The sequence below is a fragment of the Mesorhizobium sp. M0052 genome (genome assembly GCF_040323255.1).
Taxonomy (GTDB): domain Bacteria; phylum Pseudomonadota; class Alphaproteobacteria; order Rhizobiales; family Rhizobiaceae; genus Mesorhizobium.
In genome coordinates this window covers 216,568-238,891 of record NZ_JAMYUS010000009.1, presented here as the reverse complement: position 1 = coordinate 238,891, position 22,324 = coordinate 216,568, and the positions used below count along the sequence as shown (strand labels likewise).

Here is a 22,324-nt window from a genome sequence, read left to right as displayed (position 1 = left end):
CCTCAGCAGCGTCGAGTAAGTGGCAAAGCAGGCTTGTGTCCGTCACTGTAGCCAATTTCCACCCGAGCCGAGATGAGGCGCCTGGCTCAGCGTCTGCTTGCCGGCATCCTGTGTGGGGCGGGAGCGCGGGGGGGCAGTCCAGGCGACCGGCAGGCAACGCTCGCGTCTGTCTATCGCGGTGATGGGAGCCTCGTCGAGTCCAGCAGCGTTGTGGAAGTAGTCCGCTACGCGCGTCAAAACGCTATTGCTAAGCGCAATGCCGGGGTGCCCGATGATCGTCACATTGAGTTCCGGATTAGCATTCACCTGGGTGACGTCGTGCAGGAGCACGATGGCGACCTGATGGGTAATGGCGTCAACATCGCCGAGGGTATCCGGGTTGCCCGGGCGTAGCGGCTTCGAAGCCGCCGATTATAAGTATTCTCGCCCTGTGGCCGCCGATTCTGCGAATTAAGGATTGGACGAATAGGCATGGGGGAAAAAGGCCGTTATTCTAAGCCTCATTCACCCTCGATGCAGGAATAACGAGATCACGGAGTAGGAAAATCGCATGCTGTGCGGCGGAGGTGCTGACACGGGCGAAATTCACACCCGCTCAACGACAAGCGCCCATCCGCCGTCCCGATGGACGGTGGATAGAGTTTTGGTGCCATGAGCCAAACCCACACATTACAACCGTCATCTATCCGCTTCCCGGTACAGCCGCGGCTCGTGCCGGCGATCAAGGCGGCGCGTTATCTCCACCTGACGCTGCGGGAATTCATGGAATTGCTGCCCGCGTTGCAGGATCAAGGCTTTCCCAAGGCCTGCCCAATTACCGGCAACTACGACATGGTTGCGATCGACGCCTGGCTCGATCGACGCTCGGGTCTTGCAGGATCAGGATCCGGCGCGCAGTCTAGCATCGACATTGCAAGAGCGAGGCTGGCGACCCTTGGGTAAGATCAAGTTGAAGCACTACGTCATCCGTAAGGGCAAATACGGCTACTGGCTGCCGACGCCGAAGATGGTCGAAGCTGGCTTCAGATGCATTTCCTGTGGGGTCGACGGGCCTGAGGCCTGGACGATCGCCAAGGAGTGGGAAGACCGCTGGCAGGAACTCCGCAAGGGCAGGGAGCCGTCGCGCCTGCATGTATGGCCAAAGGATTCCATCGGAGACGCCTTTGCACGCTATCGCCGCATGGATGCATGGAAGCGCAAGCCACCGCGCACCCGCGAGGATCGGGAGCGCGGCTGGACCTTCATCGAGCCGTACTTCGCCGACCTGCCGCCAGCCGACATCACCCTCGAGCTGCTCGACGACTGGTATGGCCGTCTGCTGCGGGTCAAAGGTGTCGACATCGCCTACCGTGCCGTAAAGACGTGGCGTTCGCTCTATAATGTCATGGCCGGCATGAAGCTATGCCCGCCCGGCTCCGACCCATCGCAGGCGATCCGCCGCCAGACGCCACCACCGCGCCACCAGACCTGGACGGCAGGCGAGGCGGTGCGCATGGTCAAGGGCGCCTGGCGCGCCGGCTACCGCGGACTGGCCTGCATCATCGCCGTTGCGTGGGACACGAGCTTCTCACCCGTCGACGTGCGCACGCTCACACCGGCGCAGGCAATGCAGACAGCACAGGAATGGGGTTTTCTGATTGCACGCAGCAAGAGTGGCGAGGCGGCTGTCGGCACGCTGTCGTCACGCACGCAGCGCCTGGTGCTGGCCTATGTCGAATCACTAGGCGTCACCCTGCTTGACGATGCGCCGATCTTTCGCTCGCGCGGTTTCGCGCCGGGCCCGAAGGGCGGCCGGCCGCGCGCCGGCGTGCCTTACACGAAGGATTCTCTGGTCGACGACTTTGCCGATCTGCGCACGCTGGTGTTCGGGACATCGGAGAAGCGGCGGCTGATGGACATGCGGCGTTCCGGCGCGGTCGAGGCGAATGCCGGAGGCGCGTCGGTCGAGGCAATCTCGGCCAAGATGGGCAATTCGATCGACGGGAACAAGGGGCTGCAGAAGACCTATATGCCGGTCAATCTGGCCGCCGTCCGCTCAGCCGATGCCAGCCGCCGCAAGGGCAGAAAGCTGCTTGGCCTGGAACGGAACGAATACAGAAAGTTGAAACTCTCCGCAGAATGAGAGTTGAAACTTTTCAAGGGGCGGTAGCTAACCCCTTGAAATTAATGGCGCGAGTGACGGGGCTCGAACCCGCGACCTCCGGCGTGACAGGCCGGCACTCTAACCAACTGAGCTACACCCGCGCATTGGACGAGCACGTGTCAGCCGTGTTCGTCGTTGGGGCGGTGGATAAGGGGTTCGCCACCGGGTGTCAAGCGCAGCTGGACAGCATAAACGCAAAGAGGAGAAGGTTTTTTGACGGGCGGCACTTTGCCCGCGAAAACCACTGTGCGGCTAAGCTCGCAGCTGTTCATTTGGCCTTGCGAAGCCGGTTGCGACCGCTTAAAGGTCCGGCCGGAGCGGGCGATTAGCTCAGTTGGTAGAGCGCTTCGTTTACACCGAAGATGTCGGCGGTTCGAGCCCGTCATCGCCCACCAAGATCCCGGATTCCGGGCGCGGCCTCAAAGAGCCACACCCCCTTTCATGCCGGCACCTGTCTACTTCCTGATGTAGCAGGTCTTCTTCGCACGCGGAGCGGGATCCTCGTCAAAGGCATCGTTGCCGCAGCGCACGCCGTTCCTGAAAACGCCTTGCGTGAACCGACCGCGCGCTCCGTATCTGACCACTTGGCGGCCACGGAAATCACAGAACTGATTCTCCCGGGCGCAGGCCACCCATCTGCCGCGGCCCTGGCCGTAATCATCATCGCCGTAATTGTCGTCGTCGTCATCACTGTCGCCATAGTCGTTACCGCCGCCGCGCCTCACGATGTAGCAAGCCTTGTCGCGGCCAGGCGCCGGGTCCCCAAAGACGCGATTCGTACACGGCACGGCACGACGATCGATGAAGCGCGAAGTGGTCTGCCCGCGCGCGCCGTAGACCACTTCCGAGGGGTAGGGCAGGCGGCAGATTTCGCCTTCGTCGGCGCATCGCTGCATCCGCTGGGCGGATGCGGTGGCTGGAAAAAGAATAGAGACGGACGAGGCCAGGCCGACCAGGCAGATGAATGTAAACGTCATCCGGATCAAAGCATTGAAGGTTTTTGACACGATTTGTCTCCCGTTCGATTCGACCAGCATGGTACAGCAGCCTTGTTAAATACACGATGAACGAAAGCCCTCCGGGAAGGCAGGACAATGATGGATCATCCAGGGCGCCTGATGCTGCGGTTGCTGTTCGCATTGGCAATCGTCGGCACTGGACGCTTCGCCTATGCAGGGAATGCGGGCGACGGCGTCGACCAGCCGGCCGCCAAGGCTGCCTTGCTCAAGGCCTATCCCGGACTTTTCACCATCTCGGGCAATGTGCTGTCCTGGACCGACGGCACCACGATGATGTGGGACGACGGCAAGGCGCGCGACGCCGACGCGCTGCTTGAGAGCCCCGACATCGAAGACATGTTTCGCTACGTCTATCCCAGAGCAGCCGAGGGCGCGCTGGTCCCGGCGGAGGATTTCGATCCCGGCCGTATCCGCAATGAACCTTTCTTCGAGAAGCTCTACGGGGCAAGTGCCGCCGAGGTGGGCAAGCACATCGCCAACGTCAAATGGTTGCCGAAGCTCGGCGAGAAGACCGTGCAGGTCACCAGGATTTTCGGCATCAACGACCGGCTGGGCAAGGTCTCCGCTGCGCTTGAGGCGATGCCCGCGGAACTGAGCCGTTACGGGCTCAAGCCCGGCGGCGGCTTTGTCTGGCGGCCGATCGCCGGCACCGACCGGTTGAGCGTTCACTCGTTCGGAGCGGCCTTCGATATCAATGTCGGCTTCTCCGACTATTGGTACAACAACAGGAACAAAACCAACCCGAAGGCCCACATTCCCTTCAAGAACCGGATTCCGCTGGAAATCGTGGAATTGTTCGAGAAAAACGGCTTCATCTGGGGCGGGCGCTGGTATCACTACGACACCATGCACTTCGAGTACCGGCCTGAGTTGCTGCTGTACAAGAAATCCGGCTGATCACGGCGGCAGCAGCCGGAAATCCTTGCCTTCGGGCAGCAACTGGCCGCCGTCGACGACGATGGTGGTGCCGGTGATGTAGCTGGCATCGTCGGAGGCGAGGAACAGGAAGGCGTTGGCGACGTCGCGCGGACTGCCGAGGCGTCCGAGCGGGATCGAATCCTCCATGTTCTTGATGTAGGCGGCGCCGCGATGCAGCTCGATCGCTTCGGTCAGGATGTTGCCGGGCTCGACGCCGTTGACGGTGATGCCGTAGCCCGAAAATTCCAGCGCCGCCGAGCGGATGAAGCCGTTGATGCCGGCCTTGCTGGCGGCATAGTGGCCGTGGCCGGGGCTGGTGACGTGCGGACCGGTGATCGACGAGGTGTAGAGCATGCGCCCGTAACCTTGCGCCTTCATCGGCGCCAGCGCCGCCAGCGTGGCGTTGAACGTGCCGCGCAGATTGACCGCCATCACCCGGTCCCAGTCGTCCGGGCTGGTGTTTTCGATCAGCTGCCAGGGATAGATGCCGGCATTCTGCACGACGATGTCGAGGCGGCCATGGCGGCTCAGCGCCAGCGCCACCGCAGCTTCTGCATCGGCCATTTGCGAGATGTCGGTGCGAATGAAATCCGCGCCGAGCTCGTCCGCGGTCGCCTGGCCGGCTTCGGCCTCGCTGTCGGCCAGGACCAGCCTTGCGCCTTCTTCGGCAAAGCGCTGGGCGATGCCCTTGCCGATGCCGCGCGCGCTGCCGACGATCAGCGCGACCTTGTCTTGCAGCCGTCCGGTCATGTGAGCTGTCCTGTCATGCGAGTCTTTGGCGAATGGTTTGCTTGAAGGCGTCGAGCAGCACGGCGGCGAGCACCAGCAGGCCATGGATCACCTGGGTGAAATTGGCCGGCAGGCCCATCAGGTTGATTGCCGTGTTGATGGAGGAGAGCAGCAGCACGCCGGCATAGACGCCGGGCAAGGTGCCGACACCGCCTTTCAGGCTGACGCCGCCGATGACGACCGCGGCAAAGGCGTTGAACAACAGCCCGGTGCCGAGATTGGCGGTGGCGCCCGAGGTGCGGATGGCGAGCAGCCAGCCGGCGAGGCCGGCAATGGCGCCGGCAAGTACGAAGGCGATGATCAGATTGCGGTTGACGCGGATGCCGGCGCGGAAGGTCGCGGTCTCGTTGCCGCCGATCATCACGAGGTGGCGGCCGAACGGCGTCTTGGCCATGATCATCGAGAACAGGACGAAACAGGCGACGGCGATCCAGGCGGTCAGCGGCAGGCCGGCCATTCGCTGGATGCCGAACCAGCGGATGGCCGGCGCCAGATCCTGTGCCGAGCGGCCGCCGGAAATCACCAGCACCAGGCCGCGCACCCAGATGTAGGACGCCAGCGTAATGATAAAGGCGCTCATCTTCACCTTGACCACGAGATAGCCGTTCAAGGCGCCGATGAGGCCGCCGACGGCCAGCGCAACCAGCAGCGAAACCGGAACCATCAGCCATTGCGGATTGAGCTGTATGCCCATGCCGATGCCCGATGAGCAGAACAGGATGCCGACCGCCATGGCGCTGAGTGCGGCCACCGATTCCACCGACAGGTCCATATGGCCGGCAATGATGACCAGCGACAGGCCGATCGACATCACGCCGAGAACGCTCGAGGCCTCGATGATGTTGGCGAAGATGCCGAGCTGGAAGTAGTTGGGGACGAAGACGGAAAAGACAACCAGCACAAAGATCAGCATGAACCAGACGAGGTTGTCGAGAACGAACTCCAGGGCTTTGCGGCTGCGCGGGTTCATGGGCTGATCCGGTTGGCGCCCCCGAGAAAATCAGGCTGAGAAATCAACTCGATTTCGTCGGGTTCAGGCGCGGGTTTAGGTTCGCCACGGCGTCCTGGACACGGCGTCGTGAAGGGCAGGCTCCGGGCCGCAATGGCCCGGAGCGCTTCGCTAAGCGACTATTCGACAGACTTGATCGTGTCCGTCGGCGGCTTCTGGTTGCCCCAGAAGGCCGGATTGTCGACGTTTTCCTTGGTGATGGCGGCGCCCGGGATCTTGATGTTGGGGCCCCAGCTCTCCTTGGTCACGGTCGACTTCAAGCCGAGCACGTCATACTCGCCAGGCTTGATTTCCTGCTTGCCGGCGATCTTGTCCATGAACATGGCGACGGCTGCGGCCTGCGCGTAGAGCGGTTGCTCGACTTCGACATTGAGCCAGCCCTTGCGGATCAGGTCGAGACCGACCGGAGCGCCGTTCGAGCTCATCAACATGACGTCGCCCGGCTTCTTGCCGGCGGCCTCGAGCGAGGCGACGGCTGCAACCGAGAGGTGCGCGGCATGGCTGAAGATCAGGTCGATATCGGGGTTGGCGAGCATCTGGTCGGCAACGATGGTGCCGGCATTGCTGGCTTCCCACTGCATGGCCGGCAGCGAGATGATCTTGACGTCCGGAAACGCCTTCAACTTCTCCTCGAAACCCTTCTGGATGTCGAGCGTGTAGGGATCGCCGGGATCGCCGAGCACCTGCAGGATCTTGCCCTTCACAGAACCGTTCTTGGCGGTCAGAAGCTTTTGCGCCTGCTCGGCGGCGACGTAGCCGGTCTCGACCGTGCCCGCCACCGAGGTGAAATCGGACGGGGTCGAGGTGATCTGGCGGTCGAACTCGACCACCGGGATGCCGGCTGCACGCGCCGCTTCGATGGACGGCTTCAGCGCGTTGAAATCGACGGCGGCCAGGATGATCGCCGCCGGCTTCAGCGCAATGACGTCGTTCATCTGCGATTGCTGCGCGTCGGTCTTGTTGTCGGCGTTGAGTGTTTTCACCTCATAGCCGACCTGCTTGAGGAACAGCTCCAGCGCGCTCACCGAGCCGGTCTGGAATTCATCGAGCAGGGTCGGGACCATATAATAGACGGTTCCCTTGGTCTGGGACATTGCCGGCGTGAGCGAGGCAAGAGCCAGTGCCAGGATACCGAAGACAAGAACCAGTATTCGCTTCATGTCGTTCGCTCCTCTTTTATACCGGACCCCTCTTTTGTCCCTCAACCTGCCGGTCCGGCACCGGCAAGCGTCTCACCGGTGATCATGTTGATCACCGCATCGGGACTTGTTTTGTTGCGTGCGACATCGCCGGCCACGACGCCTTGCCGGATCACCACGATCCGGTCGGCGACCTGGAAAGCCTGTTGCATGATGTGGGTGATGATGACGACGCCGATGCCCTGGTTGGCCACCTGGCGGATCATCTCGAGACCGCGCCTGGTCTGCTCGACGCCGAGGGCCGCGAACGGCTCGTCAAGCAGCACCAGCTTGCCGCCCCAATGGACGAAGCGGTTGAGCTCGATGGCCTGGCGCTGGCCGCCCGAGAGATGCTCGACATTGGTGCGCAGCGACGGGATGCGGGTGCCGGCACTTGCCAGCGCCTTGCCGACCACGGCCTCCATGGCGCGCTCGTCGAGGATGGGGACACCGAGAACCTTGCGGGTGATTTCGCGGCCCATGAAGAAATTGGCGACGACGTCGACATTGGTGCAGAGCGACAGGTCCTGGTAGACGGTCTCGATGCCGGCAGCCTTGGCCTCGGCCGGCGTTTTCGCCAGGAATTCCTTGCCCTCGAACAGCATGCGGCCGGAGCTCGGCTCGAGGCCGCCGGCGATGATCTTGACCAGTGTCGACTTGCCGGCGCCGTTGTCGCCGAGCAGCGCCACGACTTCGCCCTTGCCGATCGAGAAGCTGATGCCCCTCAGCGCATGAATGGCGCCGTAATTCTTGGTGACGTTTTCGAGTACCAGCAGCGGTTCGGTCATGCCGCCACTCCCTTGCTGTGCATGAGGTCGGACCGGCGCTCGCGCTCGGCAATGAACATCTGGCCGAAGCGCGGCGACAGCACGCCCGAAACGGCTAATGCGGCAGCGCCCCGCAGCACCGAATGCTTGCCGCCGGTCGCCACCGTCACGCGCGGTGTCTTGCGGTCGCGCCGCGCCGAGACCGAATTGGGGAACTGTCCGGCCGCGCCGACCAGCTTTTCGAGCAGGTCTGTGGGCGCAAGCCCGCCGAGGATCACGGTTTCGGGGTCGAATATATTCTCGATTGTGACGATGGCGTTGCGGAAGATCGGCGCGATCTCGGCCACCCAGGCGGCGTCGCTGATGTTGCGGCGGCGACGTGCTTCCAGCGAGAGATACCGTTCGAGGCAGCCGCTGTTGCCGCATGGGCAAGGCTCGCCGCCGGGAACGGCAGGGATGTGTCCGATTTCGCCGGCATTGCCCCAGGCGCCGCGCATCACCGCGCCGTCATGCACGATGACGCCGCCGAGGCCGACGCCGAAATAGAGGTAGTAGTATTCGGAATAACCGGAGCCGAGACCGTAAAGCCGTTCCCCCATGGCGGCCGCCGCCATGTCGGTTTCGAAGAAGGCCGGCAGCCCGGTCGACGCCGCCAGCCGTTCCGGCAGCGCGACATCCTTCCAGCCGGCCATGGTCGTCGGGCCGACGAAGCTCATCGACTCCACGCCGAACGGTCCAGGCAGCGCCATGCCGATGCCGAGCACGCGCCCGCCGGGCCGCAGCGCCGTCAACTCCGGCACCATCGCGCCGATCAGCTCGAAGGCATGGTTGGGCGTCGCATGCGGCGCCTCGCGATGCATGCTCTCGATGACATCGCCGCTGAGATTGATGAGCGCCGCGTCGATCCCTAGCGGGGTGAGGTGGACGCCGACGGCATAGCCGCCCTCGGGGTTGATCCTGAGCGTCGCCGGCGGCAGCCCGCGTCCGCGCGGCTCTTCGCGCAGCGACAGCACATAGCCGTGCTCTTCGAGTTCGCGAACGATGGTCGATACGGTCTGGACGGTGAGGCCGACCCGGCTGGCAATGTCGCCGCGGGCGATGGGACCGTGAAGACGGATGGACTCCAGCACGATGCGCCGGTTGTAGGGCCGTCCGAACTCCTGATTGGTTCCCCGCAGTGCCATGTCCCGCGCCCCTTAGGAAGACCAAGACTTGCACAGGCAATTTATTCAGTCAAATGGAATTCAAAAATAATTCGGAATGGTTCCCGGACGCGGTGCAGGACCTGTCCCATGCGCCGCGCTGGCCGATTGCAGCCGGGCTGAAACCACCGCAATGGTGAATGACGTCAGGCGGGCGCGGGGCTCGCCGGCCAACAATCCAGCAGGAAAACCGATGATCGAATTGCCTTTTGCGCGCGATGAGTACCAGCGGCGGCTCAAGAAGATCCGCGCCGAGATGGCGGCGCGTGGGCTGGAACTGCTGGTCGTCAACGATGTCGCCAACCAGCATTACATCACCGGCTATGACGGCTGGTCGTTCTACACGCCGCAGGTCGTGCTGGTCCCGATCGAAAACGAGGCCGAGCCGGTCTGGATCGGCCGCGCCATGGATGCGGCAGGCGGCTTGCTGACGGCCTGGATGAAGCCGGAGAATGTGGTCGGCTTCCCCGAAGACCACGTGCAGCGAGCCGATCGCCATCCGATGGACTGGATGGCGGCCTGGATCGTCGCCAAGGGCTGGGGCGCGAGACATATCGGCATCGAGCTCGAAGCTTATTATTTCTCGCCGAAGGCGCATGCCCGGCTGGTCGCTGGCCTGCCCAATGCGAAATGGCACGACGCCGATCTCCTGGTGAACTGGATCCGCGCCGTGAAATCCGCGCCGGAAATCGCCTACCTGCGCAAGGCGTCGACCTTGGCTGAAGCAGCTGTCGCGCGGGCCTTCGAAGTCATCGCGCCAGGCGTGCGCGAATGCGATGCGATTGCCGCGATCCAGGCGGCGCAGATTGCCGGCAGTCCAGACTTCGCCGGCGACATCACGGCACTTCCGCCGACGATCCTCGGCGGCGAGAATGCATCGGCTCCGCACATCATGTGGAGCGACCGGAGGTTCGGCAAGGACGAGACGATCGCGCTCGAACTCGCCGGTGTCTGCCGCCGCTATGCCGCAGGCCTCGCCCGAACGATGCAGCTCGGCAAGACGCCGGCCCGTGTCGCCGACACCGCAAAGGCGGTGATCGAAGGCATGGATGCGGTGCTCGACGCGGTCAGGCCGGGGACCACAGCCGAAGCGGTCGAGGCCGCATGGCGCAAGGTTATCCAGCGCTACGGGCTGAAGAAGGAATCGCGCATCGGCTACTCCATCGGCGTCGCTTATCCCCCGGATTGGGGCGAGCACACGATCAGCCTGCGGCCCGGCGACAAGACCGCGCTGCAACCCGGCAACGTCCTGCACTCCATTCTTGGCATGTGGATGGATGGCTGGGGCATCGAGATCAGCGAGACCATTCTGGTGACCGAGACCGGCCATGAGACGCTGACCAAATTCCCGCGAGACATCCATGTCAAATCCTGACCGGTCAGCCACGACGGACGCCACCGCGACCCGCCTGACGCATCTGCTCAATATTGGATCGTCCGGCGCTCGATCAGCACCACAAGACAAAACAGGACGATCGACAGGCCCGATGACAGCACGATCGCCGCGTAGAGGCGGTCCGACTGGTAGTTGAAGGACGCCTGGACGATCAGCGCGCCAAGTCCTTGGTCGGAGCCGATCCATTCGCCGACAATGGCGCCGATCACGGCGGTGGCCGAGGCAATCCTCAGCGATGAGAACAGCATCGGCAAAGCGCGCGGCAGCCGCAGGCTCCAGAACGTGACGCCGGAGCACGCGATGTCGGATTGCCAAACAACAGGATGGTACAACGGGTGAAGGAGGCGGGGGCGTGCAACCAGCCGCCTGGCTTGACCCTACAGATACTGCTCGACCTTCTTGCCGACGGTCAGGAAGCGCAGCGGGTCGATGGCCTCGCCATTGTGGCGGACTTCGTAGTGCAGGTGCGGGCCGGTCGAACGGCCGCTGCTGCCGGTTTTGCCAATGATGTCGCCGGCTGCGAGTTTTTGGCCGACGGCAACGTCGATCTCGCTCAGATGGCCGTAGCGCGTGGCAAAGCCGTTGCCGTGATCGACCTCGACCATGCGGCCATAGCCGCCGTTCCAGCCGGCCTTGGTAACGATTCCGGCCGCCGTGACCTTGGCTGCCATGCCGACCGGCGCGCGGAAATCCATGCCCGAGTGCAGGGCAGCGGTGCCGAGGATGGGGTCAGTGCGCACGCCGAACGGGCTGGTGACGGAGTGGCCCGGCGCCGGGTTGGCGAGCGGCAGCCGCCGCGCCTCTTTCTTCAACTGGTCGAGCGTATCCAGCGCCTCGTCCAGTTCCTTGACCTTGCTGTCGAACATCATCGAGCTGTCAAGCGGGATCAGCGGTCCGCCGACATCGCTTTCGTTTTTGCCGAAATCACTGTCGACCGGCAGACCGGCCGCTTCCAGCGCCTGGGTGATGGCATCGGCGTTCTTGTAGGCGTTGTCGGCCAGGGTTTCGATGCGGGTGAGTTGCTGGCTCTCGATAGCCTTCAGTGAATCATTGATCGAGACGAACAATTTGTCGGCGCGGTCCGCAGCCGTTTCGCTGGGCAGCGGATCGGAACGTGTCGACCACAGCGAGAATGGCCTGGTGTCGCCCGAACCAAGGCTGGCGACCGAATAGGCGAGTGGCTCGCCGCCAGTCAGTTCGGCATGTTCGTCGGGTTTTGTTGTCGCTGCGGCATCAGCGGTTGGCAGCGTCCCGACTTCGTTTTCGGCCCGCTCGAGAATCGGGCCGAGGCGGCCATGGCGCTGGCTGAGCTGGCTCTGCCGCTCGATCAATTCGCTGACCTTGGTTTCCATCAGTTTCTGGTCGAGAAGCTGGCGGCTGGTGATGCGGTCGACCTGCGCGCGCAATGCGGAAATGCGATCTTCATAGGCCTGCTGCATGCGCGCCTGCCGGGCCGTGGTGGCGCCGATCAGATCGTCGCGCAGTACGAGATAGGAGGTCGCCAAGAGATAGCCGATGGCGATCGCCGCCAGTGCCGAGCCGAGAAAGGCGACGAGCCACGGCCGGATGGTGAAATGCCGTATTTCATTGCCCCGCGCAATGATGACCGTATGCGGCTCCTTGCGCCTGCCGAAGACCGCTGACTGACCGGTTAGGTTCACGGGACCAAGCTTTCGTTACGACACCAACGAAGCCCGATTACACATTATTAGGGTTAACAAAGTTTTGCCGTCGCGGGCGCGCTAGTGACCAACGGTGTCAGCCAACCGCATATATGTCTTATGCCCCTAATGCACTGCGCGGCGTTGGCCAGATCGGTGGCGCCTCAGAGCGCGCGGACCGCCTCCAGCACTGCTTCGGCATGGCCTTTCACCCGGACCTTGCGCCAGATCCCGGCGATCCGCCCGTCCTTGCCGATCAGGAACGTCGCCCGCTCGACGCCCATATAGTTCCGGCCATACATCGTCTTCTCGACCCACAGATTGTAGGCCTCGATCACCTTGCGCGCCTCGTCGGCAACCAAGTCGACGGTGAGATCGTATTTGGTTTTGAACTTGTCGTGCTTCTTCACGCTGTCCGGCGACAGGCCGATCACCACGGCGCCGGCCTTTTCGAACTCCGGCTTCAGCTGCGAAAAGCTGATCGCCTCATTGGTACAACTTGTGGTGTCGTCCTGCGGATAGAAATAAAGTACAACGGGCTTCCCCCGCATCGAGGCAAGGCTGAGTGAGCCGCCGCCGTCGCGCGGAAGATCGAATTGCGGCGCAACGTCGCCAATGTCGAGATCAGCCATATCGATGCCCTTGTTTGAGGTTACGCGGCCATAAATCAAAGAGATAGAGCATGATGTCTGGACAAACGGAAACCGTTTGTCCGAGAAAACCGCCTCACACTTTTCGGCATCATGCTCTAGCCTGCGTCGTCATAGTGTCGGGCGGGGATTCGTCCACGATCGAATTCGCACAACGGAAAATTGCGTGGATCAGGAAGAACCGCAGCACGAGAAAATCCGGTTCAGGCGTGACGAGATCACCGACCTGGGGGCTTTCCCGTCCGCTTGCCGCGTGCCGCCGCTCGGCAAGGCACGGATCGGCCGCGGCTTTCGCATCCTTGCCCGGCTGTTTGCCGGCATTGGAGCCCTTGTGCTGCTGGCAGCGGCCGCCGTCTACGTCATCGGCGCCACCGGCATCGGCAGCGAACGGCTGCGGTTGGAAGCCGAAACGGCGATCGAGAAACTGGCCGGTTTCGACGTCAAAGTCGCCGTCGGTCCTGCCAGCCTGACACTTGACGGATCGAGCTTCATTGCGCTGCAGGTCAAGGATGTCAGCGTCGAGACGGCCGACGGCAAGCCGATGGCCGATGCCGGGCGCGTCCGCTTCGGCATCCGGTTGATCCCGCTGCTTTCGGGCGAGGTTCGGCTGACCAGCGCCAGGATTTCCGACGCCCATATCGTCACCGCGGCAATGCCGTCGGGTGGTGACTGGACAGCGCGCCTGCGCAATCAAGACGGTCTCATCGATCCGGAAAAACTGGCCGCCGCCGTCTTCAGTGACGTCAATCGTGCACTCGATGCCGTGCGCGAGGATTCGATGCGCCGCATCGATCTTAGAAATGTCGCGTTCGAGCTGCCCGAGGCCGGATCGGTCAAGCTGGTCACGATCGCCAACGCCACGGTGCTGCAGTCAGGCCCCGGCAGCATGGAGTTCTCGTCCGAGGCGGATGTCGATGGCCGCGCGCTCACCGTCACGGCCACCGCCACCCGCGATACGAGCTCGATGCGCGTTACCGCCTTGAACGCCGCCATCGACATGGCGGATGTCGCGGAGACAACGCCGGCGGCCGGCGGGCGAACCGGCGCGATGGCTTTGAAGCTCACGGGATCCGAAGGCTCGGGCGAGACCGATTCGCGGCTGACGGGCTCGCTGTCGCTAACCGGCTCGGTGCTCGACCTCGGCACACGCGGGCTGTTGCCGGCCGATGTCGATGTCGACGCCGCCCTTGTCTCCGGCTCCAACAAGATCGATGTCGGCAGGCTGGTTCTAAAGACCGGGCGCTCGGCGTTCAATTTCGCCGGCTCGATCGGGCCAAAGCCGTCGACCGGCGCGGCCGGCGAGGAGCCTTCCTATCGTTACGACCTGACCAGCGACGGCTCGACGCTGGCGCCTTCGGAATCGCCCGAGCCGGCGCTGAATTTCTTCGCCCGCATCGCCGGCGTCTATCAGATCAAGAGCCGCAAGCTTGTCGCCGACCAGATCGGCATCAGGTCGGGATCGGGGAGCGAAGTGCTGGGAACCGCTGCGGTTTCCTTCATCGACAACGGACCGCCGGGTATCTCGGTGTCGCTCAACGTCCACGACATGGCGGTCTCGCACGTGAAGCAATTGTGGCCCTGGTTCTCGGCCAAGAACGCGCGGCTGTGGGTGCTGCAGAACCTGTTTGGCGGCCGCGTCGTCGATGCCAGCCTGCAGTTCCAGGTCGTGCCGGGGCGTCTCGGCAACGGCGTGCCGCTTTCGGCCGACGAGGTGTTCGGCCGCTTCCAGGTCGAGGGCTCGCGTTTCGACACCGCCGGCCGCATCCCGCCGATACGCGATGCCGTCGGCGTCGTTTCCTTCCACGGCAACGATGTCGACGTCGCGCTGTCGTCGGGCAGCGTCTATATGCCGAGCGGCCGCACCGTGGCGGCAAGCAATGGCACACTGTCGGTAAAGGCGGCAAACCACCCGCCGGTGATCGGCGCGCTCGACATCGACGTCGCCGGCGAGGCGCCGGCCATCGCCGAACTTGCCTCCTACGAACCGATCAACGCCATGCGCCATGTCGGCATCTTGCCGGACGACCTGTCGGGCACGGTGACCGGCCACGTCAAGGCCGACATTCCGTTGCAATCCGGCGTCGACACGTCGAAGCTCGATTGGCTGGTATCGCTCGACTACAAGGACCTGTCGCTCGCCAAGCCGTTCGAAGGCCAGATGGTGACCGATGCCGACGGCTCGATCGAAGTCGGGCCCGGCAAGGCGGTGATCTCTGCCAAGGCGCGGCTGAACGGCATTCCAGCCGAGCTCGATCTGGTTGAGCCGCTCAGGGATGGCGGGCCGCCGCGCAGCCGCAAGGTGGCGCTTGTGCTCGACGACAAGACGCGCGCCATCGCCATGCCTGGCCTGTCGCCGCTGATTTCCGGCACCATCAAGGTGGCAATCGACAAGAGCGGCGAAGGCGGCAGCCAGAACGTCGACGTCGACCTGACGAGCGCCAGGCTGGACATTCCCTGGGCAGGCTGGAGCAAGGGGCCGGGCATTCCCGCCAATGCCACTTTTACCATGAGCAAGTCCGGCGATACCACGACGCTGTCCGACTTCGACCTCGACGGAAAGAGCTTTTCGGTCGAAGGCGATGTCGTCCTGGTCAAGGGCGCGCTGTCTTCGGCCCGCTTCAGCAAAGTCGCCTTGAACCGGGGCGACGATGTCGCCGTGACGGTGAAGCGGTCGGGCAAGGGCTTCGCAGTCGATGTCAGCGGCAACGCGCTCGATGCCCGCTCGCTGATCAAGCAGTTCACCTCCGATGTCGATACCGCCACCAAAACCACCGGCACGGACGCGGTTTCGGTCAGCGCCGACGTCAATTCGCTAACCGGGTTCCATGACGAGGTCCTGTCCAATTTGAAGCTCGACTACAGTGCCGCCGGCGCCAGGGTGAACAGGCTCAAGGTCAGCGCCGCGGCAAGTTCCGGCGCCGCCATCACCATCAGCAATACGGCAGGCAATGGTGCTCGCGCGCTCACCATGAAGTCGGCCGACGCAGGCGCCATATTGCGCTTCCTCAACATCTACGAGCATATGGAAGGCGGATCGATCACGCTGGCGCTCAGCGGCGCAGCCGACGGCCCGATGCGTGGACAGGTCGATTCGAGCAACTTCTTCATCGTCAATGAACCGAAGCTCGCCTCGATCGTCTCGACCACGCCAACCGGCGACAGCCGCAGCCTGAACGAAGCGGTCAAGGGCAAGATCGACACTTCGCGGGTAAAGTTCGAGCGCGGCTTTACCGAGATCGACAAGGGCAGCGGTTACCTGAAGCTGGCCAACGGCGTGCTGCGCGGCCCGCGCATCGGCACCACCTTCCAAGGCACGCTCTACGACCAGAACAACAATATGGACATGACCGGCACCTTCATGCCGGCCTATGGCCTCAACCGCATCTTTGGCGAACTGCCGCTGGTCGGCGCGCTGCTCGGCAATGGCCGCGACCGCGGGCTGATCGGCGTCACCTACCGGCTTAAGGGCAACGCCAACAAGCCGGTGCTGGACATCAACCCGCTATCGGTAATCGCGCCGGGCATTTTCCGGTCGATCTTCGAGTATCGCTGAGGATCCCAGAAGACGGCTCAGGCAGGCCGCACAAGCACGTGCTTTTTCTTGCCCACTGAAAGCTTTGCGACGTTTTCCGGACTCAAATCCTGAGGCGTCACCATCCGCCGGTCGTCCGCCACCGGCTGGTCGTTGAGGCGCACGGCGCCACCCTGTATGTGACGCCTTGCCTCGCCGTTGGACCCGGCAAGGCCCCCGCTGACCAGCAGCGACAGGATGCCGATGCCGGCTTCCAGCGCGGCGCCGTCCACTTCCACGGTCGGCAGCGTTTCGGCCGTCACGCCTTCCTCGAAGGTCTTGCGCGCGGTCTCCTCGGCTTGTTGCGCCGCCTCGCGGCCGTGCACGATGGCCGTGGTTTCGGTGGCCAGCACCTTCTTGGCCTCGTTGATCTCCGAGCCGCCAAGGGCGGCCAGCCGCGTGATCTCCGACAGCGGCAGCCGGGTGAAGATCTTCAGGAAGCGCTCGACGTCGGCATCCTCGGTGTTGCGCCAGTACTGCCAGAAATCATAGGGCGAGAAGAGGTCGCCGTTCAGCCACACCGCCCCCTTGGCCGATTTGCCCATCTTGGCGCCCGACGATGTCGTCAGCAGCGGCGTGGTCAGCGCATAAAGCTGCGGCGAGCCCATGCGGTGGCCGAGATCGACGCCGTTGATGATGTTGCCCCACTGGTCCGAACCGCCCATCTGCAGCCGGCAGTCGTGGCGGCGGCTGAGCTCGACGAAATCATAGCCCTGCAGGATCATGTAGTTGAATTCGAGGAAGGACAGCGACTGTTCGCGCTCGAGCCGCAGCCTGACGCTGTCGAAGGTCAGCATCCGGTTGACCGAAAAGTGGCGGCCGACATCGCGCAGGAACTCGACATAGTTGAGCTTCATCAGCCAGTCGGCATTGTTGACCATGATGGCGTCGTTGCCAGTGTCGCCGAAGCGCAGGATGCGGCCAAAAATTCGCTTGATGCCTTCGATGTTGGTGGCGATCGCCTCGGGCGTCAAAAGGCTGCGCTGGTCGTCACGGAAGGACGGGTCGCCGATCATCGAGGTGCCGCCGCCCATCAGCGCGATCGGCCGGTGGCCGGTCTCTTGCATCCAGTAGAGCATGGTCGCCGATATCAGATTGCCGATGTGCAGGCTGGTCGCAGTGGCGTCGTAGCCGACATAGGCAGTCACCGTTTCCTTCGCGAAAAGTTGATCCAGCCCGGTCTCATCCGAAATCTGGTGGATGAAGCCGCGCTCGCTCATAACGCGCAGGAAATCGGACTTGAAGGCGGGCATTGTTTCTTCCTGAAAGCGCCGGGTCCGAACGGCCCGGCATGGCCTGAACGCGGGCGTTTAGCATCCAAGCGCGTCAAGCAAAAGTGGTTTCCGATTTTGCGCCGGCATGGACAGCCTATTCTGCACTGCCGCGCATGCTTGCTTCATCCTGTCGGCTGGCGTAATGAGGCGCCGCGCCAACGGGTTCGATCCGCTGGAACGGCACCGCACGGCATCCACCGAATGCCATATCTTGTGACAGAGCCCGACGCGATATGCCGGACGCATTGATATCCATCGTCATTCCCTGCCGCAACGAGGCGGCGAACCTGCCGCTGCTGATCGACGAGATCGAGGCGGCGATGACCGGGCGCGACTTCGAAATCATCGTTGTCAATGACGGTTCGACTGACGACACCGCTTCGGTGCTTGCCGCTGAAGCCGCCACACGGCCGTTTCCGCTTCGCCAGCTTCGGCACGAAAAATCCGCCGGCCAGTCGCTTTCGGTGCGCTCGGGCGCCTGGGCGGCGCGCGGCTCGATAATCGCCACCATCGACGGCGACGGCCAGAACGACCCGCAATATATCCCCGTGCTGGTCGATGCGCTGCGTCGGGCAGGGCCCGATTTCGGCGCCGCGCAGGGGCAGCGGTTGAAGCGCCGCGACAGCAAGATCAAGCAATTGGCATCGCGTTTCGCCAACTGGCTGCGCGGCGCGATCCTGCATGACGACACCCGCGACACCGGCTGCGGCCTGAAGGCGATCCACACCGATATCCTGCGCAAACTGCCCTTCTTCGACGGCACGCATCGTTTCGTTCCGGCCCTGGTCATCCAGGAAGGCTACCGCGTCGTCCATTGCGACGTCGTCGACCGCTCGCGCCGCCACGGCAAGTCGAATTACGGCATCTTCGATCGCGGCCTGCAGGGCGCGCTCGATCTCGCCGGCGTCTGGTGGCTTCGGCGCCGGCGCCGCAGAATGCCAAAGGTAGAGGAAATCACGCATGGCTAACGTGTTTCAGGAATTGGCGACCTGGCTGCACCAGGTTTTCGTCAAGCAGTTCGACGCCTGGGTTCTGCTCGGCTTCGTTGCCCAGTTCTTCTTCACCATGCGCTTCCTGGTGCAGTGGATCGCTTCGGAAAAGGCCAAGCGCAGCGTCGTGCCGATCGCTTTCTGGTTCTTCTCGCTGTTCGGCGGCGGGCTGCTGCTCGTCTACGCCATCCAGCGTGAGGATCCGGTGTTCATCGCCGGCCAGGCCATGGGCATGGTGATCTATGTCAGAAATTTATGGCTCATCGCCAATGAGCGCAAGGCGGCGATGACCAAGGTCGACTGAGCCACCAGTCCCGCCAAATTCAGTCTGTCCGGTGTCGAAATGAGCAGGAACTACATCTTTCTCTTCCTGTTCAGCCTGATGATGACGGCGTCGGGACTGGCCTCTTTGCCGCCGCTCGACCGCGACGAGCCGCGCTTCGTCCAGGCGACCAAGCAGATGACGGAGACCGGCGACTATGTCGACATCCGCTTCCAGGACGCGTCGCGCTACCAAAAGCCGATCGGCATCTACTGGCTGCAATCGGCGGCGGTGACGCTGAGCGGCCAGGGGGCACAGGCGCCGATCTGGATTTACCGGCTGGTCTCGGCGCTGGGCATCGCCATCGCCGTCGTCGCAATCGCCTGGACCGGGGCCAATCTGTTCGGCGCCAATGCCGGTCTTGCCGCCGGCCTGGTCATGGCGGCGATTTTCGCCACCGCCTTCGAAGGCCGCGACGCCAAGACCGACGCGATGCTGCTTGCCTGCTGCGTTCTGGCGCAAGGCGCGCTGGCGCAGATTTATCTGGCATCGCGCCGCGACGAGCCGGTCGCCGGCCATCTGCCGTGGATTTTCTGGGCGGCGCAGGGGGCGGCGATCCTCATCAAGGGGCCGATTGCACCGCTGCTGTCGGCGCTGACGGTGCTCGCGCTGGTTGCCTTCGAGCGCGATTGGTGCTGGCTGGCAAAGCTGAAAGCGGCGCGAGGGCTGGCTCTGGTTCTGCTCATCGTGCTGCCCTGGCTCGCCCTTATCACCTGGAAGAGCAACGGCGCCTTCCTGCAGCAGGCCGTCGGCAAGGATATGCTCGGCAAGGTCGCGCAAGGCGAGGAGTCGCACGGCGTTCCGCCGGGCTTCTACGTGCTGACCTATTGCCTGTTCATGTGGCCGTTCGGCCTTGTGGCGCTCGGCGCCGGACTGCAGGCGCTCAACCGATTGCGCGACGATCCGCGCCTGCGTTTCTGCCTCGCCTGGTACATTCCGTTCTGGCTGGTCTTCGAATTGATCCCGACGAAACTGCCGCATTATGTGCTGCCGGCCTATCCCGGCATGGCCCTGCTCATCGGCTGGCTTGTGACGCTGACACCGCAAGAGGCAAATGCGCCGCTCAGGCGCTGGCAGACATGGCTGTGGTGGGCGACCGCATTCGGCACCGTCCTGGTGACAGTCGGTCTCGCCGTGCTTTGCGTCGGTGCGCCGATCTATCTCATGAAGACATTTTTATGGTGGAGCGTTCCGGCCGCCGCGGCAGCATTGGGCGCCGGCTACCTCGCTGTTTCGCGCCAGAAGCTGGTGCCGCTGGTCCGCATCGGCGGGGCTGCGGTTTGCGCCGGTATAACCTACGCCCTGCTGTTCGGTGTCATCGTGCCGTCACTGAAACCGATTTGGATGAGCCGGGAAATCGAGGCTGCGGTTCGCGCCGATCGTCCCTGTGAGATGAGCGTGCTCGCCTCCGCGCAATATCACGAACCGAGCCTGGTATTTCTGGTGGGCACAAAGACGGTACTGACCGATGTCGATGGGGTTGCGCAACATCTGCTTGGCGATCCGGCCTGCGCTTTGGGCCTGGCGCCGGTCGGCGATGAAAAACGGCTGGATGACCTGCTGGCAGGGCAAGGCAAGAAGGCCAGCCGCGTCGCTGAAATCGACGGCATCAACTATTCGTCAGGTGATAAATTGTCGCTCGGCCTGTACCGTGTGGCGAACTGATATCTCTTCGATGATCGCTTCGAGCTCCGCATGTTGACGAAGTCGCCATCACCGGCGCGTGCCGCTATGCCTGCCATGCTCCGGCAGTCTGTCGATAATTTCCGCGATACTTTCGGGATTGTACGGCATCGCCTGGCGACGCGCCCGGCGCGCTACCCGAAAATCCTGTGGTCGGTCTGGGTCGTGGCCTGGCTTTTGCTGACGATCGCGGTGTCGCTCCGGTTCGACCATCTTGCGGGCACCATGGCGAGGCAGTGGGCTTCAGGCTCGACCAATGTCTTCCGCATCGCCGAGTTTTTTACCTTCTTCGGCCTAGGCGGCTGGTATCTTGTCCCGTCGGTACTGGTGCTGATTGCTGCGAATCTGACGGATTGGCGCAGCCTTTCCCGGCGCGCGCGGATGACCTTCTACAACTGGACCTGCTTTGCTTTCATGGTGCTGGGTTCGATCGCACTCTCGGCCATGGTCGTCAACGTGCTGAAATATGGCGTGGGCAGAGCCAGGCCAATGAATTTCGACAAGCTCGGCGATCTGTCGCTGCATCCTTTTTCCATGGAGGCGCGCTTTGCCAGCTTCCCATCCGGCCATGCCACGACCATGGGTGTCATTTTCGGCATTGCGCTGCTGTTGTTGCCCCAGCGCAGATGGGTGCTGCTGGCTGCAACCTTGTCGGTCGCATCGACCCGAATCTTTATCGGCGCGCACTATCCGAGCGACACTGTCGCCGGATTCGGCCTTGGCTGTGCTGTTGCCATCGTCTGCGCGATGGTGCTTGGCCGGCTGGGATGTATCTTCCGCTACACGGCGTCGGGGTTGCCGGTGGCAAAAACTACGTTCCGCCTATTCCGTCGGGCTCGCAAACCAAACCAAAACGATGCGCCGAGACAGACGAATTTCCGCATTGGAGCAGCGCCGGCAGGCAACTGAATTGCTGACGCCTTTGGAACCATCTAAGACCACCCCAGCTAGCTGTCGATGCCACCCCAGCTCCGCACCAGCCGAGCCATGTCGGGCGCGCCGGCGGCGTCCTTCTCCAGCCCTTCGGCGACACCGACGCGGTCGGCGACAGGCCGGTTCTGGCTGACTTTCCACTTGCCGCTGATTTCGGCGATCTCGATCTCAAGCCCGACAATGCCCTTGATTTGCGACTGGATGAAGGTCGGCGGCGCATCGGTCACCGCCCAGGGTGCCTCGCGGGCGCCTTCCTGCGACAGCGTCAGCTCGGTGATCTGCTGTGCGATCCAGGCGGAATCCTCGATCACTCTGACGGTTCCTCGCACCTGGACAATGGCGTAGTTCCAGGTCGGCACGACCTTGCCGGTCTCGCGCTTGGTCTCGTACCAGGACGGCGTCACATAGGCGTCGGCGCCCTGGAAGACGACCAGCACCGGCGATGTCGGATTGTCGGCCAGCTGACGCCATTGCGGGTTGGCCCTGGCCAGATGGGCGCGCAGCCGGCCATTCGGCCCAACCTCTGCAGCAAGCAGGAAAGGAATGGCATTGGCGACCGGGCCATCGGTGCCGTTGGAGATCAGCAACCCCAGCGGATGCGTCCGGATCAGCCCGTGCAGGACGTCCGGCCGCGTTTCCTGGAAATGGGGAGGCTGGTACATGATCGGTCATGCCTTCTTGCGCTGGCTGAACCGGCATTGTGCACCGTTCAGCCGAGCCGCGCCACATGTCAGGCTGGCTTCACCGTTTGGATCAGCCGAAATGGCATTGTCGCGCCCATGATGGCCACGACTGTGACGGCATCGGACCGGGAGTTTTT

At 63.3% G+C, this 22,324-nt stretch carries 19 protein-coding genes, 2 tRNA genes and 2 pseudogenes; 11 read left to right on the top strand and 12 right to left on the bottom strand.

The genetic code is table 11. The features are described 5' to 3' along the window. Window positions 1-177: 177 nt before the first annotated feature. From NKJ77_RS15035 to NKJ77_RS15025, 3 genes and pseudogenes are all read left to right on the top strand, one after another. Window positions 178-390, top strand: a pseudogene (locus tag NKJ77_RS15035) (adenylate/guanylate cyclase domain-containing protein); the annotation flags it as partial. Window positions 391-651: 261 nt separating this feature from the next. Next, on the top strand, window positions 652-942 hold the full coding sequence (locus NKJ77_RS15030; protein WP_023716020.1) for a hypothetical protein: 291 nt from the start codon (window positions 652-654) through the stop codon (window positions 940-942). Further along, window positions 935-2,122 (top strand): site-specific integrase, encoded by a 1,188-nt coding sequence (locus NKJ77_RS15025; protein WP_023831318.1) that lies wholly within the window; start codon window positions 935-937, stop codon window positions 2,120-2,122. The genes NKJ77_RS15030 and NKJ77_RS15025 overlap by 8 nt, the downstream gene beginning before the upstream one ends. 45 nt (window positions 2,123-2,167) lie before the next feature. On the opposite strand, the gene NKJ77_RS15020 is transcribed toward NKJ77_RS15025, so the two are convergent. Next, window positions 2,168-2,244 (bottom strand) — tRNA-Asp (locus NKJ77_RS15020). 218 nt (window positions 2,245-2,462) lie between these two features. Between NKJ77_RS15020 and NKJ77_RS15015 the strand changes: the two genes are divergently transcribed. Then, window positions 2,463-2,538, top strand: a tRNA-Val gene (locus NKJ77_RS15015). A gap of 60 nt (window positions 2,539-2,598) precedes the next feature. Here the strand turns inward: NKJ77_RS15015 and NKJ77_RS15010 are convergent. Further along, a complete protein-coding gene (locus tag NKJ77_RS15010; RefSeq protein WP_245266122.1) occupies window positions 2,599-3,180 on the bottom strand; it encodes a hypothetical protein in 582 nt (193 codons plus the stop codon). 57 nt (window positions 3,181-3,237) lie between these two features. On the opposite strand from NKJ77_RS15010, the gene NKJ77_RS15005 reads away from it, so the two are divergent. Next, the gene (locus NKJ77_RS15005; RefSeq protein WP_352535394.1) at window positions 3,238-4,059 is read left to right on the top strand and encodes a M15 family metallopeptidase; all 822 of its coding nucleotides are present in this window, start codon (window positions 3,238-3,240) and stop codon (window positions 4,057-4,059) included. Here NKJ77_RS15005 and NKJ77_RS15000 read toward each other — a convergent pair whose 3' ends face one another. From NKJ77_RS15000 to NKJ77_RS14980, 5 genes are all read right to left on the bottom strand, one after another. Continuing rightward, complete coding sequence (locus NKJ77_RS15000; RefSeq protein ID WP_352535393.1) at window positions 4,060-4,830, bottom strand: SDR family oxidoreductase; 771 nt, start codon at window positions 4,828-4,830, stop codon at window positions 4,060-4,062. Between the two features lie 13 nt (window positions 4,831-4,843). Continuing rightward, a complete protein-coding gene (locus NKJ77_RS14995) occupies window positions 4,844-5,839 on the bottom strand; it encodes an ABC transporter permease (RefSeq protein WP_352535392.1) in 996 nt (331 codons plus the stop codon). Window positions 5,840-5,997: 158 nt separating this feature from the next. Then, window positions 5,998-7,038, bottom strand: coding sequence for a sugar ABC transporter substrate-binding protein (locus NKJ77_RS14990; RefSeq protein ID WP_352535391.1), 1,041 nt, complete (start codon window positions 7,036-7,038; stop codon window positions 5,998-6,000). A 41-nt stretch (window positions 7,039-7,079) separates the two neighbouring features. Then, the gene (locus tag NKJ77_RS14985) at window positions 7,080-7,844 is read right to left on the bottom strand and encodes an ATP-binding cassette domain-containing protein (protein WP_023669142.1); all 765 of its coding nucleotides are present in this window, start codon (window positions 7,842-7,844) and stop codon (window positions 7,080-7,082) included. Then, the gene (locus NKJ77_RS14980; protein WP_352500022.1) at window positions 7,841-9,007 is read right to left on the bottom strand and encodes an ROK family transcriptional regulator; all 1,167 of its coding nucleotides are present in this window, start codon (window positions 9,005-9,007) and stop codon (window positions 7,841-7,843) included. The genes NKJ77_RS14985 and NKJ77_RS14980 overlap by 4 nt, the downstream gene beginning before the upstream one ends. 211 nt (window positions 9,008-9,218) lie before the next feature. Here NKJ77_RS14980 and NKJ77_RS14975 point away from each other — a divergent pair, with 211 nt between their 5' ends. Next, window positions 9,219-10,400: a M24 family metallopeptidase gene (locus NKJ77_RS14975; RefSeq protein WP_352535390.1), complete on the top strand. Its 1,182-nt coding sequence runs from the start codon at window positions 9,219-9,221 to the stop codon at window positions 10,398-10,400. 47 nt (window positions 10,401-10,447) lie between these two features. On the opposite strand, the pseudogene NKJ77_RS14970 reads toward NKJ77_RS14975, so the two are convergent. From NKJ77_RS14970 to NKJ77_RS14960, 3 genes and pseudogenes are all read right to left on the bottom strand, one after another. After that, window positions 10,448-10,705, bottom strand: a pseudogene (locus NKJ77_RS14970) (ABC transporter permease); the annotation flags it as partial. A gap of 93 nt (window positions 10,706-10,798) precedes the next feature. Continuing rightward, window positions 10,799-12,082 carry a M23 family metallopeptidase gene (locus NKJ77_RS14965; protein WP_023708648.1) on the bottom strand — a complete coding sequence of 428 codons (1,284 nt, stop codon included), beginning with the start codon at window positions 12,080-12,082 and terminating at the stop codon, window positions 10,799-10,801. Between the two features lie 164 nt (window positions 12,083-12,246). Then, window positions 12,247-12,714 carry a peroxiredoxin gene (locus NKJ77_RS14960; RefSeq protein ID WP_352535389.1) on the bottom strand — a complete coding sequence of 156 codons (468 nt, stop codon included), beginning with the start codon at window positions 12,712-12,714 and terminating at the stop codon, window positions 12,247-12,249. Window positions 12,715-12,898: 184 nt separating this feature from the next. On the opposite strand from NKJ77_RS14960, the gene NKJ77_RS14955 reads away from it, so the two are divergent. Then, window positions 12,899-16,285: a hypothetical protein gene (locus NKJ77_RS14955; RefSeq protein WP_352535388.1), complete on the top strand. Its 3,387-nt coding sequence runs from the start codon at window positions 12,899-12,901 to the stop codon at window positions 16,283-16,285. Between the two features lie 17 nt (window positions 16,286-16,302). Here NKJ77_RS14955 and tyrS read toward each other — a convergent pair whose 3' ends face one another. Then, window positions 16,303-17,556 (bottom strand): tyrosine--tRNA ligase, encoded by a 1,254-nt coding sequence (gene tyrS, locus NKJ77_RS14950; RefSeq protein ID WP_352535387.1) that lies wholly within the window; start codon window positions 17,554-17,556, stop codon window positions 16,303-16,305. A gap of 254 nt (window positions 17,557-17,810) precedes the next feature. On the opposite strand from tyrS, the gene NKJ77_RS14945 reads away from it, so the two are divergent. The 4 genes from NKJ77_RS14945 (at window position 17,811) to NKJ77_RS14930 (ending at window position 21,480) form a co-directional block, all read left to right on the top strand. Next, window positions 17,811-18,545 carry a glycosyltransferase family 2 protein gene (locus NKJ77_RS14945; RefSeq protein ID WP_023694104.1) on the top strand — a complete coding sequence of 245 codons (735 nt, stop codon included), beginning with the start codon at window positions 17,811-17,813 and terminating at the stop codon, window positions 18,543-18,545. After that, window positions 18,538-18,870, top strand: a complete 333-nt coding sequence (locus NKJ77_RS14940; RefSeq protein WP_023669132.1) for a lipid-A-disaccharide synthase N-terminal domain-containing protein — start codon at window positions 18,538-18,540, stop codon at window positions 18,868-18,870. Before NKJ77_RS14945 ends, NKJ77_RS14940 begins: the two co-directional genes overlap by 8 nt. A gap of 39 nt (window positions 18,871-18,909) precedes the next feature. Next, window positions 18,910-20,553 (top strand): ArnT family glycosyltransferase, encoded by a 1,644-nt coding sequence (locus NKJ77_RS14935; RefSeq protein WP_023831314.1) that lies wholly within the window; start codon window positions 18,910-18,912, stop codon window positions 20,551-20,553. 195 nt (window positions 20,554-20,748) lie between these two features. After that, a complete protein-coding gene (locus tag NKJ77_RS14930; RefSeq protein WP_245271386.1) occupies window positions 20,749-21,480 on the top strand; it encodes a phosphatase PAP2 family protein in 732 nt (243 codons plus the stop codon). 38 nt (window positions 21,481-21,518) lie between these two features. Here the strand turns inward: NKJ77_RS14930 and NKJ77_RS14925 are convergent, their stop codons facing one another. Continuing rightward, window positions 21,519-22,166 (bottom strand): FMN-binding negative transcriptional regulator, encoded by a 648-nt coding sequence (locus NKJ77_RS14925; protein WP_023831313.1) that lies wholly within the window; start codon window positions 22,164-22,166, stop codon window positions 21,519-21,521. Window positions 22,167-22,324 lie beyond the last annotated feature (158 nt).